Annotated in this window: 17 protein-coding genes; 7 read left to right on the plus strand and 10 right to left on the minus strand. The window is 69.2% G+C overall.

Annotation, left to right across the window (positions count from 1 at the left end):
- The first annotated feature begins 75 nt into the window (after window positions 1–75).
- A complete protein-coding gene (locus tag LX88_RS04615; RefSeq protein WP_258946583.1) occupies window positions 76–540 on the plus strand; it encodes a hypothetical protein in 465 nt (154 codons plus the stop codon).
- On the opposite strand, the gene LX88_RS04620 is transcribed toward LX88_RS04615, so the two are convergent.
- From LX88_RS04620 to LX88_RS04630, 3 genes are read right to left on the minus strand one after another with little or no spacing between them, the layout of a single operon-like run.
- The gene (locus tag LX88_RS04620; protein ID WP_258946584.1) at window positions 537–2,357 is read right to left on the minus strand and encodes a dynamin family protein; all 1,821 of its coding nucleotides are present in this window, start codon (window positions 2,355–2,357) and stop codon (window positions 537–539) included. The genes LX88_RS04615 and LX88_RS04620 overlap by 4 nt on opposite strands.
- The gene (gene grpE / locus LX88_RS04625; RefSeq protein ID WP_258946585.1) at window positions 2,354–2,719 is read right to left on the minus strand and encodes a nucleotide exchange factor GrpE; all 366 of its coding nucleotides are present in this window, start codon (window positions 2,717–2,719) and stop codon (window positions 2,354–2,356) included. The genes LX88_RS04620 and grpE overlap by 4 nt, the downstream gene beginning before the upstream one ends.
- Entirely contained in the window at window positions 2,716–4,218 is a 1,503-nt protein-coding gene (locus LX88_RS04630) for a dynamin family protein (protein WP_258946586.1), read from the minus strand. Before LX88_RS04630 ends, grpE begins: the two co-directional genes overlap by 4 nt.
- A 54-nt stretch (window positions 4,219–4,272) precedes the next feature.
- On the opposite strand from LX88_RS04630, the gene LX88_RS04635 reads away from it, so the two are divergent.
- Window positions 4,273–4,719 (plus strand): hypothetical protein, encoded by a 447-nt coding sequence (locus LX88_RS04635; RefSeq protein WP_258946587.1) that lies wholly within the window; start codon window positions 4,273–4,275, stop codon window positions 4,717–4,719.
- Here LX88_RS04635 and LX88_RS04640 read toward each other — a convergent pair.
- Both LX88_RS04640 and LX88_RS04645 read right to left on the minus strand, forming a co-directional pair.
- Window positions 4,704–5,072, minus strand: coding sequence for a GntR family transcriptional regulator (locus tag LX88_RS04640; RefSeq protein WP_258946588.1), 369 nt, complete (start codon window positions 5,070–5,072; stop codon window positions 4,704–4,706). The two genes, LX88_RS04635 and LX88_RS04640, sit on opposite strands and share 16 nt — an antisense overlap.
- Window positions 5,069–5,737, minus strand: coding sequence for a hypothetical protein (locus LX88_RS04645; protein ID WP_258946589.1), 669 nt, complete (start codon window positions 5,735–5,737; stop codon window positions 5,069–5,071). The genes LX88_RS04640 and LX88_RS04645 overlap by 4 nt, the downstream gene beginning before the upstream one ends.
- Window positions 5,738–5,853: 116 nt before the next feature.
- Between LX88_RS04645 and LX88_RS04650 the strand changes: the two genes are divergently transcribed.
- Together LX88_RS04650 and LX88_RS04655 are read left to right on the plus strand one after the other, a co-directional pair.
- Window positions 5,854–7,029, plus strand: a complete 1,176-nt coding sequence (locus LX88_RS04650) for a sensor histidine kinase (protein ID WP_308203421.1) — start codon at window positions 5,854–5,856, stop codon at window positions 7,027–7,029.
- A gap of 9 nt (window positions 7,030–7,038) precedes the next feature.
- Entirely contained in the window at window positions 7,039–7,695 is a 657-nt protein-coding gene (locus LX88_RS04655) for a response regulator (protein ID WP_258946590.1), read from the plus strand.
- Window positions 7,696–7,857: 162 nt separating this feature from the next.
- Here the strand turns inward: LX88_RS04655 and LX88_RS04660 are convergent, their stop codons facing one another.
- The 3 genes from LX88_RS04660 to LX88_RS04670 are packed head-to-tail and all read right to left on the minus strand — an operon-like array spanning window position 7,858 to window position 9,762.
- Window positions 7,858–8,778 (minus strand): SDR family oxidoreductase, encoded by a 921-nt coding sequence (locus LX88_RS04660; RefSeq protein ID WP_258946591.1) that lies wholly within the window; start codon window positions 8,776–8,778, stop codon window positions 7,858–7,860.
- On the minus strand, window positions 8,762–9,235 hold the full coding sequence (locus LX88_RS04665; protein ID WP_258946592.1) for a pyridoxamine 5'-phosphate oxidase family protein: 474 nt from the start codon (window positions 9,233–9,235) through the stop codon (window positions 8,762–8,764). Before LX88_RS04665 ends, LX88_RS04660 begins: the two co-directional genes overlap by 17 nt.
- Entirely contained in the window at window positions 9,235–9,762 is a 528-nt protein-coding gene (locus LX88_RS04670; RefSeq protein ID WP_258946593.1) for a TetR/AcrR family transcriptional regulator, read from the minus strand. Before LX88_RS04670 ends, LX88_RS04665 begins: the two co-directional genes overlap by 1 nt.
- A gap of 48 nt (window positions 9,763–9,810) precedes the next feature.
- On the opposite strand from LX88_RS04670, the gene LX88_RS04675 reads away from it, so the two are divergent.
- The gene (locus tag LX88_RS04675) at window positions 9,811–10,596 is read left to right on the plus strand and encodes an HAD family hydrolase (protein ID WP_258946594.1); all 786 of its coding nucleotides are present in this window, start codon (window positions 9,811–9,813) and stop codon (window positions 10,594–10,596) included.
- Between the two features lie 7 nt (window positions 10,597–10,603).
- Here the strand turns inward: LX88_RS04675 and LX88_RS04680 are convergent, their stop codons facing one another.
- Together LX88_RS04680 and LX88_RS04685 are read right to left on the minus strand one after the other, a co-directional pair.
- The gene (locus LX88_RS04680) at window positions 10,604–10,873 is read right to left on the minus strand and encodes a hypothetical protein (protein ID WP_258946595.1); all 270 of its coding nucleotides are present in this window, start codon (window positions 10,871–10,873) and stop codon (window positions 10,604–10,606) included.
- Between the two features lie 42 nt (window positions 10,874–10,915).
- Window positions 10,916–11,350, minus strand: coding sequence for a PPOX class F420-dependent oxidoreductase (locus LX88_RS04685; RefSeq protein ID WP_258946596.1), 435 nt, complete (start codon window positions 11,348–11,350; stop codon window positions 10,916–10,918).
- A gap of 130 nt (window positions 11,351–11,480) precedes the next feature.
- On the opposite strand from LX88_RS04685, the gene LX88_RS04690 reads away from it, so the two are divergent.
- Window positions 11,481–12,392 carry an ABC transporter ATP-binding protein gene (locus tag LX88_RS04690; protein WP_258946597.1) on the plus strand — a complete coding sequence of 304 codons (912 nt, stop codon included), beginning with the start codon at window positions 11,481–11,483 and terminating at the stop codon, window positions 12,390–12,392.
- Window positions 12,393–12,397: 5 nt separating this feature from the next.
- Entirely contained in the window at window positions 12,398–13,147 is a 750-nt protein-coding gene (locus LX88_RS04695) for a hypothetical protein (protein WP_258946598.1), read from the plus strand.
- Window positions 13,148–13,168: the final 21 nt, after the last annotated feature.

Below are 13,168 nucleotides of genomic sequence, written 5' to 3' on the forward strand. Positions count from 1 at the left end.
GCCAAGCTCAACAACGGCATCGCTGCGTGCGTCTGGGGGATGAGCGATCGGGGGACGGTCATGGGGAGTGCGCGGGTGGTGACAGCCCTGGTGCTGGTGGTGAGCGCGGGGGCCGCGGTGCACGGGGGCCTGTCGGTGGACGGGGGTGGTTCGGGGATCGTCTTCGTCGGCTTCGCCGTGATGCTCCTGCACCTGCTGGTGTTCCTGCCCAAGGGGACGGGCCTCGCCCTCGACGACGAGCGGTACCTCACCGGCCGGACCGTCAGTGGGCGGCGGACGGTCGACCTGGACCGGCTGGTGCGAGTCAGGCGCATCCGCGTGCCGGCGCGGAGCATCGACCTGCACTGGGTCGAACTGGTCGACGCCGGCGGGGTTCGGCTCTTCGTCAACGACGAGTCGGCGCCGCGGGAGGTCGAACGGGTGCTGGCGAACCACACCGCCGGGCTGCCGTACATGTCGCGCGGCAAGGCGTTCCTGTTCTCGCTGGGGAGCCTCGCGGTGCCGGTCGCGGTCGCGGCGCTCGTGCACCTGGTGACTTAGGCGCGGTCGCGGACCGAGCGGATCCGGCCGAGCAGTTCCTCGGCCTTCGAGCGCCCCTGCTCCACCTCGGCGAGCTGCCGGGTCACGGCCTGCAGCTCGCGGCCGCGTTCGCCGGCCTCCATCCGCAACGCGCGGTCGACCTCGCGCAGTTCGGCCTCGATGGCCTCGATGCGCTTGGCCAGTGCCTCGTCCAACGCGAGCGACAGGGCCTGCTCGGCCTCGATCAGCTGCTCGGCGGCCAGTTGGTCCACTGTGGAGCGCGCGTCGGCGATGGCGTCCGAGAGCCACTGCTTGACGTGCTGCTTTTCGGCCGTGTGGGTGCGGGTGCGGGCCATCCACCAGCCCGCGCCGAGGCCCAGGGCGATGGTGACGGGCAGGACGATCGGGTTCAGCACGGCGATGCCGAGGCCCGCCAGCGGCATGACGGCGAGCTTGCCCGCGCCCAGGCCGCCGGAGACGCCCATGAACACCAGCAGTTTGTCCTCGGCCGTCGGCGGGCGCTTCTCCTTGGGGCGCAACACGACCGGGGGTTGCTCGCCGCGGGCGAACTGGCCGCGGATCAGGGTCAGTTCCTCCGCGCTGAACAACGCGGCCAGCACGGCGTCGGTGACCTGCGAGAGGCGCACGGACAGAGCTGTGGAGATCCGGCCGGAGACGACCTGCAGGGCGGTGTCCACCTGCTGCGGCAACGCGGTCAGGCTGGTGCGGTCGGCCGAGTCGATGGCCTGGCGGTACCAGGTCTGCAGGTCACGCATCTGGCGGGAGATCTCGTGGGAGTTCTCGATGCGGGCCCGCTGAACCTCACCGCGCAACCGGACCTGCCAGCCGCGGGTCGAGGAACGGCGTTCGGTCTGCAGCTCTTCACGGCGGGCACGGAGAACAACAGCCTCGTCCTCGCCCACGGACAGAGCGCGCTTCTCGTGTTCGAGGCGGATTTCCAACTCGGCCAGCACAGTCGACAACGCGCGCAGGGCGTTGGCCTCGGCGAGCATGCCGGCGCGGCCCGCGACGAGTTCCTGCAGGGCGGTCTGCAGAGCGGAGATGCCGGAGCGTTCGCGGAGCATGGAGGCCGCGTCCGGGTTCGGGGCCTGGGCGGCCATGCCGAACATGCGCGACGACACCGGATAGAAGGTGGCGTCGGCGAAACGCGGGGCGTGCTCGGCCAGCAACGCCTTGTCGGCGTCGAGGACCTGGCGCCAGCCCCGGTACTGGTCGGTCTTGGTCAGGGCGAAGACGACGGTCTCGACGCGGTCGCCGACGCGCTTGAGGAAGTCCAGCTCACCGCGGGTGAACGGCGACGAGGCGTCCACGACGAAGATCAGGGCGGTGGCCGACGTGACGGCCTCCAGCGCCAGTTCGCCGTGTACCGACTCCAGGCCGCCGACGCCGGGGGTGTCCACGACGGACATCCGTTCCAGCAGCGGGATCGGGGCGTCGACCTCGACGTAGCGCGGCGGTAGCTCGCCCTCCGGCAGGTCGTGGGCGGCGGACACCCAGTTGATCAGCGCGGGCAGCGGGAAGCTGACGGGCGCGAGCAGGCCGGGATAGCAGGCTCGGGCCGCCCAGGACGGGCCGTGCTGGAAGACGAGGTAGGTGGAGGTGGCCACGTCCGCGTCGACCGGCGAGAGACCCGGAGCCGACAGCAGGGCGTTGACCAGCGACGACTTGCCGCGGTTCGTCTCGCCGACGATCACGACCGTCGACACCTCGGGCGCCGCGCGGCGAGTCACCCAGTCGGCCATCGACGGGTCGAGCTCGCGCACGAGAGCGGTGAGGCGTTCGCGGGTCTGCCGGACTGTCTGCGAAAGGTTGCTCATCGGGACGTGTAGACCGTCACGATCGGAGCCCGCAGGAGACGGCCTCGGTCGCAGAAGCCGGGCACCTCGGTCTCGGCGACCAGGCCCTGCAACGACAGGTCGTCGGTCGGCACGGCGCCACCGGCCTCGTGCTGCGACGGGTCGAACCGCTCACCGTCCACCCGCAGCGCCACGACGCCTATGGACGACAGGCCTTCCTCGATGCGTGCGACCACGCCCGCACTGGCGCGGTCCAGTGCGTACAGGCACAGCTGGACCAGCGCGCGGCGCTCGGCCAGCGCCTGGTCGAGCAGCTCGTCGGCAATGGTCTCCACACCGTCGTCCGACGCCAGATCGGGGTGTTCGGTTCCGTTCACGCTCATCGGTGCCCCCCAGCACGTAGTTGTTGCCAGATGAGGAAATACGCCCTGTGGACGACGTGCGCCACCCGAGCCTGCGCCGGAGTCGCGCCGAAGGAGGCGAACGAACGCCACCACCCGGCCCGTTCCAGCGCGAACGCGACCAGCTCCGCGCCTGGTCTGCCCGGCAGGCCCAGCTGTGCGGCCACGTCCGGGGTGCTCCCGACACGCAGAACCTCCTCCGTCAGGTCCGGGGCCAGCGCGACCGCGCCGGACGAGACGAGCGTCAACGCCTCCAGCAGCCGCAGCTGATGTGCCTCCGGACGGGCCAGCAGCACCTCGATCGCGTCGTGCACGCGCTGCCGTTCACCGGGATCGCCGGAGGCCAGCGACGTGACCGATGCCAGCGCCGCCGCGGCCTTGATGCCGTCGGCCCGCGCCCGGAAGACCGCGTCCAGCCGGCCTCGGACCGCGGCGAACCCGGACGCGTCGAACAGCACCCGCCGCAACGCCCCTGCGGGCAGCGCGGGCTCGGCGTCCAGTGCCAGGAGTGCCTGGCCGATGCCGTAGAGGTCGAGCTTCTCCAGCAACCGGGAGCGCACACCGGCCGCGACGTCGCACTCCCACGACGTGAAGAGGTCTCCGGACATCAGCATCATCGTGCGGGTGTCCGCGTCGAGGGCCGCCAGCGCCCTCAGCGCCTCCGCGTCGGCCGACGTGAACTCCCCGGTCTCCGCGGACTCGGCGAGCAGGCTGATCACCGGCAGCACGTCGGCGACCCGCGGCCTGAGCAGTTCGGCCTGCTTCGCCGCGAGGATCTGCGCGGCGCGCCAGAGGTCACCGTCCGCGCCCTCGACGGTTTCCGGCGCGACGGCGTCGACCTTGTTCAACGCGGCGATGGCGTTGACCGGGCCTGCATCGCGGGAGGCGGTCGCGGCGGTGAACGCGGCCAGCGTCGAGTGGTCGTCCGCCCGCACGCCCTGCGTCACGACGTAGAGCACGGCCTCGGCACCGGCGACCGCGTTGCGCGACACCGGATCCAGCAGTTCCTCGGTGCGCGCGACCGACGCCGCGTCCAGCGAACCGAGCCCCGGTGTGTCGATGACGGTGATGTCGCGCAGCACGGCGTTCGTCAGGTACGCCTCGATGTGCGAAACGCCTTCCAAACCGAGAGAAGCGGGGATCATGCCGTTCGCGTCAAACGGCAGCACCTGCCGCCTGCCGTCCCGCAACACGACTTCGATGCGGTCGACCGTGCCGTACTGATAGCGCGTGACGAGCCGTGTGCACTCGCCGATGTCGGTGGGCGCGACCCGGCGTCCGATCAACGCGTTCACCAGAGTCGACTTGCCGGACTTGATCCGACCGGCCACCGCGACCTGCAACGGCGCGTGCAACCGGCGCAGCACCTCCTGGAAACCGGCGGCGGTCCGCGGCGACACCTGGGGCTGGAGGGCAACGCACAGGTTGGCCACCGCCGCGCACAGCGGACCGGCCAGTTGTTGTCCCTGCAACGCCGTCACGGGCACTGATCGTGCCACGGTTTGTGCGCGTGCGTGCACGGGTAGCCACAGCGCATGGGTGACAGCTACGTGACGTTCCTAGTGCTGGGGATCGTCCTGGTCGTGGTCGACGGCCAGCTGATCTACCGCGGTGGCAAGGGATACCTCAAACGCGCCGCGTACGACGAAGAGCAGGCCGGCAGCATGATGAAGCTGACGACCGTGCTGTTCCACCTCGTCGTGCTCGGCCTTCTTGCACTGGTGTCGATCATCGACGTCGACACCGGTGACGCAGTGAAGAACGTGGTCGTGAAGCTGGGCATCGTGCTGTTGCTGCTGGCACTGGCTCACGGCGCCACCATGGCGATCCTGGCGAGGATTCGGGATCGTCAGGTGCAGCAGCAGCTCGCGGACGAGATGGCCGAAGAGCACCGCATCTACGAAGAGCGGCAAGAACGTCAGGCCCACATCAACGAACCGCGATCCGCACCCAAGATCGAGTCGCCTTACTCACCCAAGTAATGGGCTCGCACGGCGTTCAGTGCCTCCCCCTCACTGGCGCCGAGTGACCGAGCGATGGCGACGAACTCCGCCGCGGCGGCGGAGAGCGGATCCGGTGAATGCGAAGGCAGGGCAGCCACGACGGTGCCCTGCCTTCGTCCTGTCGTGAGCACCCCGCCGGTCTCCAGTTCCCGGTAGGCCCGCGCGACCGTGCCGGCGGCGAGGCCGAGGTCCGCGGCGAGCTGCCGGATCGTCGGCAGCCGGGACCCGACCGGCAGCACACCACCGTTGATCAACCGGACGAGCTGGTCCCGGACCTGGCGCCAAGGTGCGACACCGTTCTCGACGTCGACGACGATTCTGGGTGCGGTCACAAGACGATCTTCTTGGACACGACGTTCGTGTTGGCCATCAGGACCCACGCGACGACGCCGGCGAACAGGAACGGGCCGCCGACGAGCGCGCCGACCATCGCCGCCCCGATCCCCGCCGACACGTGCACGCTGCGAGTGCGCAGCGCCCGGTCGACCTCCTCGTCACCGTCCGCCGGGCGCGCGACCGCCGCCCACATGACCACCGCGACCGCGGCGACGGACACGACGAACACGGGCAGTTGCGCGATCTCGAGCCGCACGAGCAGCCAGCCCAGCCCGAACAGCACGATCGCCGCGTACGCGATCAGCACGTACTGCGAGCCGATGTCGAACAGGCCGCGCGGCGTGAGCGTGGCCACTCGCTGCCGACCTTCGCGGGGCAGTGACAACGCGATCAGCTCCGCGAGCAACGTGCCCCCGAGCACGACCGCCGCGAACGACCCGACACCGCGGCCGCTAGCGAACGGCACGAACGACATCCCGACGAAGAGCCACGGGTAGAGCAGGCGCCGCCGCTTCAGGTACCGGATGGCGTCGTCGACCTGCGCCGGTGCCGGGTCGGACACCTTCCAGCTCTTGAGCAGGCGCCTGCCGGTCGACTGCGTAGGCCACAGAGCGACCAGCAGGAACAACCCGACGCCAGCGGCCCACAGGACGTCGTACATGGCGAACCCCCGAACTTTGTATCAACCTCTCGACACAATAACTCACACTGAAGTCGTACGCAGCGTCAGCCCGTGGCGCGACGCGCGGAGGTTCGGTCCGCACCTAACCTTGTGCAGTGCGGCGGTTCAGCCTGTGGATGAAGTCACATCCGGCCTTCGGGGACTCCCTGATCGCCGGGATTCTGCTGATCTTCGACATGGGCATCGCGGCCACAGTGGTCGACCAGGGAGTGTCGTTCTCCGCCTATCTCGCGGTGACGTTGCTGATGCTCGGGCCGCTGCCGTTTCGCCGGCACCACCCGCTCGGCACGAGCTACCTGATCCTCGCGGGCGCGTTCCTGCAGCTCTTCTCGCACGGCGGCATCAACGGCATCCCGGTCCGCATGTCCGACTTCGCGCTGGCCATCGCGCTGTACACGCTCGTCGCGAACACGAACCGCAAGACGGCGTTGATCTACCTGGGCTGGTTGCTCGCGGGCACGCTGCTCTGGGCGATCTTCCAGGTCGGTGAGCTCCAGGCCGTGTTCCTGGTGTTCCTGATCTTCGTGATCTTCGGGTTCAGCTGGGCGATGGGCGAGTTCATCGGGGCGCGCCGCGCCTACCAGCGGGAGATGGAGCAACGCCTGGTGCTGCTCGAGACCGAACGCGACCAGCAGGCCAAGATCGCCGTGGGCGAGGAGCGTTCCCGGATCGCCCGCGAACTGCACGACGTCGTCGCCCACGCGGTGAGCGTGATGATCGTCCACGCCGACGGCGCCGCGTACACGATCAGGTCGCAGCCGGAAGTGGCCGAGAACGCGGTCCGCACGATCGCCGACACCGGCCGCCTCGCGCTGACCGAGATGCGCCGCCTGCTCGGGGTACTCCGCAGCGAGGAGTCCGAGACGCAGTGGGCGCCGCAGCCCGACGCGCGGGGTGTGGTCGAACTCGCCGAGAACACCAGGGCCGCCGGCGTGCCGGTGCGCCTGGAGATCAACGGCGACGTGGACGACCTGCCCGTGGGCGTCGGCCTGAGCGTCTACCGGATAGTGCAGGAAGCACTGACGAACACCATCAAGCACGCCGGAGCAGGGACCACCGCCTTGGTCCGCCTGGCGCGCTCGCCGGAGGAACTGCGGCTGGAAGTGACCGACGACGGGTTCGGCACACCTCACGACGTGGTCAAGGTCTCCGGCGGCAACGGACTGATCGGCATGAGGGAAAGGGCAGCGGTGCTGGGTGGGGAGTTCGAGGCGGGTCCCAACCCCGGTGGGGGCTGGCGCGTGCGCGCGACGTTCCCGCTAGCCGCATAGGGTGATCGAGTGATTCGGGTACTGCTGGTGGACGACCAGGAACTCATGCGGATGGGCTTTCGCATGGTGCTGGGCGCGCAGGAAGACATCGACGTGATCGGCGAGGCGGCAGACGGCCTCGACGCCGTGCAGATGGCGGAGAAGCTGCGGCCCGACGTCGTCCTGATGGACGTCCGCATGCCCGTGATGGACGGCGTGGAGGCGACCAAGCGCATCGCGGAGGCCAACTCCGCGAAGGTGCTGGTCATGACCACCTTCGACATGGACGAGTACGCGCTGTCGGCGTTGCGCAACGGCGCCAGCGGGTTCCTGCTGAAGGACACCCCGCCGTCCGACCTGGTGTCGGCGCTGCGCGCGGTGGCCTCCGGCGACGCGGTGGTCTCGCCCTCGGTGACCAAGCGGCTGCTGGGCCGGTTCCTCGGCGACGGCGGCGGTGAGCTCCGGGACGCCTCGGTGCTCGACGTGCTGACCGAACGCGAGCGCGAGGTGCTCGTGCTGATCGCGAAGGGCCTGTCGAACACCGAGCTCGCCCGCAAGCTGTTCCTGTCCGAGGCGACGGTGAAGACGCACGTCGGCAGGATCCTGGCGAAGCTGGAACTGCGAGACCGGGTGCAGGCCGTGGTGCTGGCCTACGAGACCGGTCTCGTCCGTCCCGGTGACGCCTAGTGCGGTGGCCACGAACCTTTACCGGGTATTTCGCTGTTCAGACGGGTGCATCGCGGTGCCGTCCCCGCGTCCCGAGTACTGGACGTACAGGGGCGCGGGGACGGTGCCGCGAGGCGCCCTGCTGAGCACCGGAAGACCCCGTGAAGGTTCGTGGTCACCGCACTAGCGGTACTTCTCCGGGTCGGCTTCGATGGTCGCGCCCGCCATCCGCGGCTTCACGACCTCGTCGTACCAGCGGCCCCAGTCGGGCTGTGAGCCGTCGAGGTCGGTGAACCCGTACTCGCGCTTGAGCTTCCACGACGAGAGGCACTGCCCGGCGAACCGCTTGCGGTCCTCGTCCGCCGCGAGGTGCGCGAGGCCGCGGCCGAGGTAGTGCGGCGTCTCGGACAACGCGTAGTCCGGCACCTTCTCGATCGCGTCACGCCAGTTCGCCTCGGTGACGCCGAAGCCCTCCAGCATCTGCTCGGAGCGCAGGAACCCCGGCGTGGCCGCGACCGCCGTCACGTTCGGGTGATTCTCGAGGTCCTTCGCCAGCACCTCACCGAATCGGCGCACCGAGCTCTTCACCGCGTCGTACGGCAGGTTCACGAAGTACGCCTCGCCGTCCTCGCCGTCGGTCACCTCGACCACGAGCCCGTCGTCGGACCTGATCAGGATCGGCATGAGCTTGTGCAACGCCACTAGGTGCGTCTCGACACCGTTGCGCCACATCCGCAGCTGCTTGTCGAGGTCGTGTTCCCAGAACTTGCCCCACTCGACGAGGTTCTCGCCGCCCCACGCGTTGTCGATGAAGATGTCGAGCTTGTCGATCTTCGCGGCCAGAGCGTCCACGTCGGACGGATTCGTGAGGTCGCAGCGGACCGCGATCCCCCTGCCGCCCGCGGCGTCCACGAGTTCGGCGGTCTCCTCGATCGTCTCCGACCGCCCGACCTCGGACTGCTGCGTCCGCGTGGTGCGGCCGGCGACGAACACCGTCGCCCCCGCCGCCCCCAGCTCCACGGCGATCGCCCGTCCCGCACCGCGCGTGGCGCCGGTGACGACCGCGACCTTCCCGCTCAGATCGGGATTACTTCTTGCCGACACGGCGAGTTCCCCTTCCCTCGTGCCAGGAGAGGACGACCATCTCGTCGCCCTCGGTGGTGATCTGCACGACCTCGGTGACGTTGAACCTGAACAGGTCGAGCTCGCTGGGATTCCATCCCGTGCGATCGAACAGGTCCTTGAGGTAGTCCGCCTTGTCCATCCAGAACTCGGCGGTGCCGCTGATCTTGGCGTCCCCCGCCTCCGCCACCGACGCGGTCGTACTCATGCAGTGCAACGCGAACCTCGGATCACGCCGCAAGTCCTTTGACTTCAACGAATCGAACATCATGCCCGCCCACAGCTCACCGCGGGCGAAGTCCGGTTCCACACCGCTGATCCGCGGCGAGCCGTCCTTGCGCAGCGTCGCGATCAACGCGTGCCGGTCCGCGGCGAACCTGGCCTGCACGAACACGGCCATGTCGGGCTGTTCGGCCGCGAACTCCGCCCAGGTAGCCATCAACGCATCCCTTCCAGCACCAGATCGACGTCCTCGGCCGTGCGTGCCAGCAGGTCGCCGCGCGGTCGCACCGACCAGTCCATCGAGATCCCGTAGACGAGCGCGGCGAGGACGCGGGCCGCGTTGGGCGGCAACCCCTCGGCCGCGCAGAGGACTTCCAGCTCTTCTTCCAGCACCGCGTAGTGCCGGGCCAGCAATGCGCGCAGTTCCGGATCGATCAGGTCGACCCCGAGCTGCGCCAGGTTGTTCGTCGCGACCACCGGGTCGGCGAGCCGGTCGAACCACGTCAGCAGCGCCTCGCGGACGGTGCCGGCCGCGCGCATCCTGCGGGCGACCTCCTCGGTGCCGGCCTTCGTGAGTGCCTGCAGCAGCCCACTCTTGGACCCGAACCGCTTCGCCACCGCCCCGACCGACACCCCGGCCTCCGCCGCCACGTCCGCGACGGTGAACTCCGGTCCGCGCCGGTCGATCACGGCCGCGACGGCGTTCAGGATCCGTTCGTCGGTGATGGTGCGGGGTCGTGCCACACCATTAGTGAACCACAATTCACTAACCTTCGCATAGGGTGGCGTCACGTGACCTGGAGACCGAAACTGGTGGCGCTCGACATCGACGGAACCCTGACCGCTGTCGGCTCGAACCACATAGCGCCCGCCGTGAAAGCGGCCATCACCCGCGCCACCGAACACGGCGCCGTCGTCGTGCTCTGCACCGGCCGCAGCCTCGTCGGCATCCGTGCGGTGGCCCCACAACTGCCGGTCTCCTACGGGGTGTGCTCGAACGGCGCGGTGTGGTGGGACCCGGCGCTGGGCGAGGTGACCAAGCGCGTGACGTTCGACCCCGGGCCGACCATCAAGACGTTGCGGGCGCTGCTGCCCGGCGCCGTGTTCGCGGTCGAGCAGATCGGCGTCGGCAACCTGTCGCTGGGCGAGTTCCTGCCCGGTGATCTGTGGGGTACGACGACACAGGTGACGTTCGAGGAGATGGCGGTGCCGACCTCGCGGCTGGTCATGCGCTGGCTGGACCACACGCCGGCCGAGCTGGCGTTCGCCGTCCGCGAGCTGGAACTGCCCGGCATCGAGTGGTCCGTGGACCACACCGAGGCTTGGCTGACCGCGGTGCCGCCGGACGTCTCGAAGGGCTCGGCTCTCGACGAGCTCGTCGCGCAGCTGGGCATCAGCGCTTCGGACGCGCTCGCGATCGGGGACGGGTCCAACGACGTCGAGATGCTGAAGTGGGCAGGGCTCGGGGTCGCGATGGGGCAGGCGCCGGCGCACGTGCAGGCGATGGCGGACGAGGTGGCGCCGACCGTGCTGGAGGACGGCGCCGCCCAGGTGCTGAACCGCTTCTTCCCCGGCTAGACACCGCCTAGGGGTTCGGGACGAACACGCTCAGCTGGTACGTGGTGGGGTGGTTCTCACGGCCGCACAGCGCATCCAGCCTGGCCACCTCCAGGTCGGCCCGCGTCAGGCCGGCCTGCTCCGGCGCGGCGCGCAGGCGGCGCACGTACTCGCGGTACTCCGCGTGGTCCCGCGTCTCGAAGTGCACGACCCATCGCCCCGTGCCCGGCGCGGTGCGCGTGGCGAGGCGACGGTTCGCCTCCGCCTCGCGGTTCTTGCGCTTCTTCTGTCCTGGCACCGGTTCAGCGTCGCCGAGCCGGTGCCAGGACGGCAACAGAATTCAGTCCGACACGTTCTTCATGGCGACGACCTTGTCGACCTTCACCCGTACGACCATCTCGCCGGGCACGCCGTTGCGCTCGGCGTACTCGTCGGCGCGGTCGGCGCCCATGTAGCGCGCGGCGGTGCGGCCCGCCCAGTACTTGAGCTGGTCCGGGTCCTCGTCGACCACTGCCTGGCCGGTGATGGTGACGAAGCTGAACGGCGGCTGCTCGTCGTCGAAGCACAGGGCCACGCGGCCGTCGCGCAGGATCGACTTGCCCTTGACCGTGTCGCGGGCGGTCAGGAAGACGACGTCCGGGCCGTCGAGGTCGACCCAGACCGGGGCGACGTGCGGCGAGCCGTCCTTGCGGGTGACCGCGAGCTTGGCGGTGCGGGCGGGTTTGGCCAGGACGAACTCGCGCCACCAGCCGTCCGGGGCTTCCGTGTATCCCATGTGGCTCATTCAACTACGACGGAGGTAGCGCCACCGGACGACGGAAGTTGACGCACGCGCAGACCGCAGGCCGATGTGTGATGACCCCTCGGAGCGACAAGGTAGTCCCATCACCGAGAGGGGACAGCCAATGATCGAGGCAATCGGCCTCACCAAGAGATACGGCAGGACGGTCGCGGTCGACGACCTGTCGTTCACCGTCCACCCTGGACGGGTGACCGGATTCCTCGGTCCGAACGGCGCCGGCAAGTCGACCACCATGCGCATGGTCCTGGGGCTCGACCGTCCGACGGCAGGCCGCGTGCTGATCGACGGAAAGCCCTACACCGAGTTGCACCGTCCACTGCAGACCGTGGGTGCGCTGCTCGACGCCAAGTGGGTTCACCCGAACCGCTCCGCCCGCGCTCACCTGCGCTGGCTCGCCAAGTCCAACAACCTGCCGAACAGCCGCGTGGACGCGGTGCTGGAGGCCGTCGGTCTCACGCAGGTCGCGGGCAAGAACGCCGGCGGGTTCTCGCTCGGCATGTCGCAGCGGCTGGGGATCGCCGCGGCACTGCTCGGCGACCCGAAGGTGTTGCTGTTCGACGAGCCGGTCAACGGTCTCGACCCGGAGGGCATCCTCTGGATCCGCACGTTCATGCAGAACCTCGCCGCCGAGGGCCGCACGGTCCTGGTCTCGAGCCACCTGCTGTCGGAGATGGCCGTGACGGCCAGCGAGCTCATCGTGATCGGCCGGGGGAAGCTGATCACGCAGAGCACCACGCAGGAGTTCATCGACAGCGCGACGGGCAACACGGTCCTCGTGCGCAGCCCTCAGCTCTCCAAGCTCGGCCCGTTGATGGTCGACAAGGGCTTCACCGTTCGTGACGGTGCGGACGGCGCGTTGTCCGTATCGGGTGCGACCAGTGACCAGATCGGTGACATCGCCGCTGCCAACGGTGTCGTCCTGCACGAGCTGAGCCCCCAGCGCGGTTCGCTCGAAGAGGCGTTCATGCAGCTGACCGGCGATGCTGTCGAGTACCACGCAGAGATCGGGAAGTGAGTCTGATGACCCTGTTGGCAGTTGAGAGAATCAAGCTCTTCTCGACCCGGTCGCCCTACTGGTGCAGCGCGCTCGCCATCGTGCTGGGCGTGGGACTCACCGCGATCATCGCGGCGGCCAGCGAGGAGCAGGTGTCACTCGGCCTGACCCAGATCGGCAGCGCCCAGCTCGCCATCGCGGTCGTGCTGGTGATGGCGGCGATCGCGGTCACCACCGAGTACCGCTTCGGCACCATCCGCTCGACGTTCCTCGCGGTGCCGAACCGCACCTCGGCGCTCGTCGCGAAGACCGTCGTGGTCGCGTTCATCGCCGGTGTGCTCGGCGAGATCATCGCTTTCGGTTCGGTGGGCATCGCCAAGCTGCTCTCGTCGAACTCCGACCTCTCCATCAACACGGCCGCCGAGTGGCGGCACGTCGCCGGCGTCGGCATCGTCTACGCCATCGGCGCGATCATCGCGGTGGCCGTGGGCATCCTGGTCCGCCAGACGGCCGGTGCGGTCTCGATCCTGCTCGTGTGGCAGATGGCCGCGGAAGGCCTGATCGGGTTCATCCCCAAGGTCGGCATCAAGATCCAGGCCTGGCTGCCGTTCACGAACGCCACCCACTTCCTCACCATGGGCGCGGACAGCCCGGAGCAGGGCGGGGCGGGCATCGACTTCAAGCTGAGCCAGTGGGGATCGCTGGCCTACTTCGCCGGCATCGCCATCGCCATGCTGGTGGTCGCACTGGTCGTCGCGAAGCGGCGGGACGCGTGACCTGTTCCGAATGAGGGGGAG

This window comes from Lentzea californiensis (assembly GCF_024648825.1).
Lineage (GTDB): Bacteria > Actinomycetota > Actinomycetes > Mycobacteriales > Pseudonocardiaceae > Lentzea > Lentzea californiensis.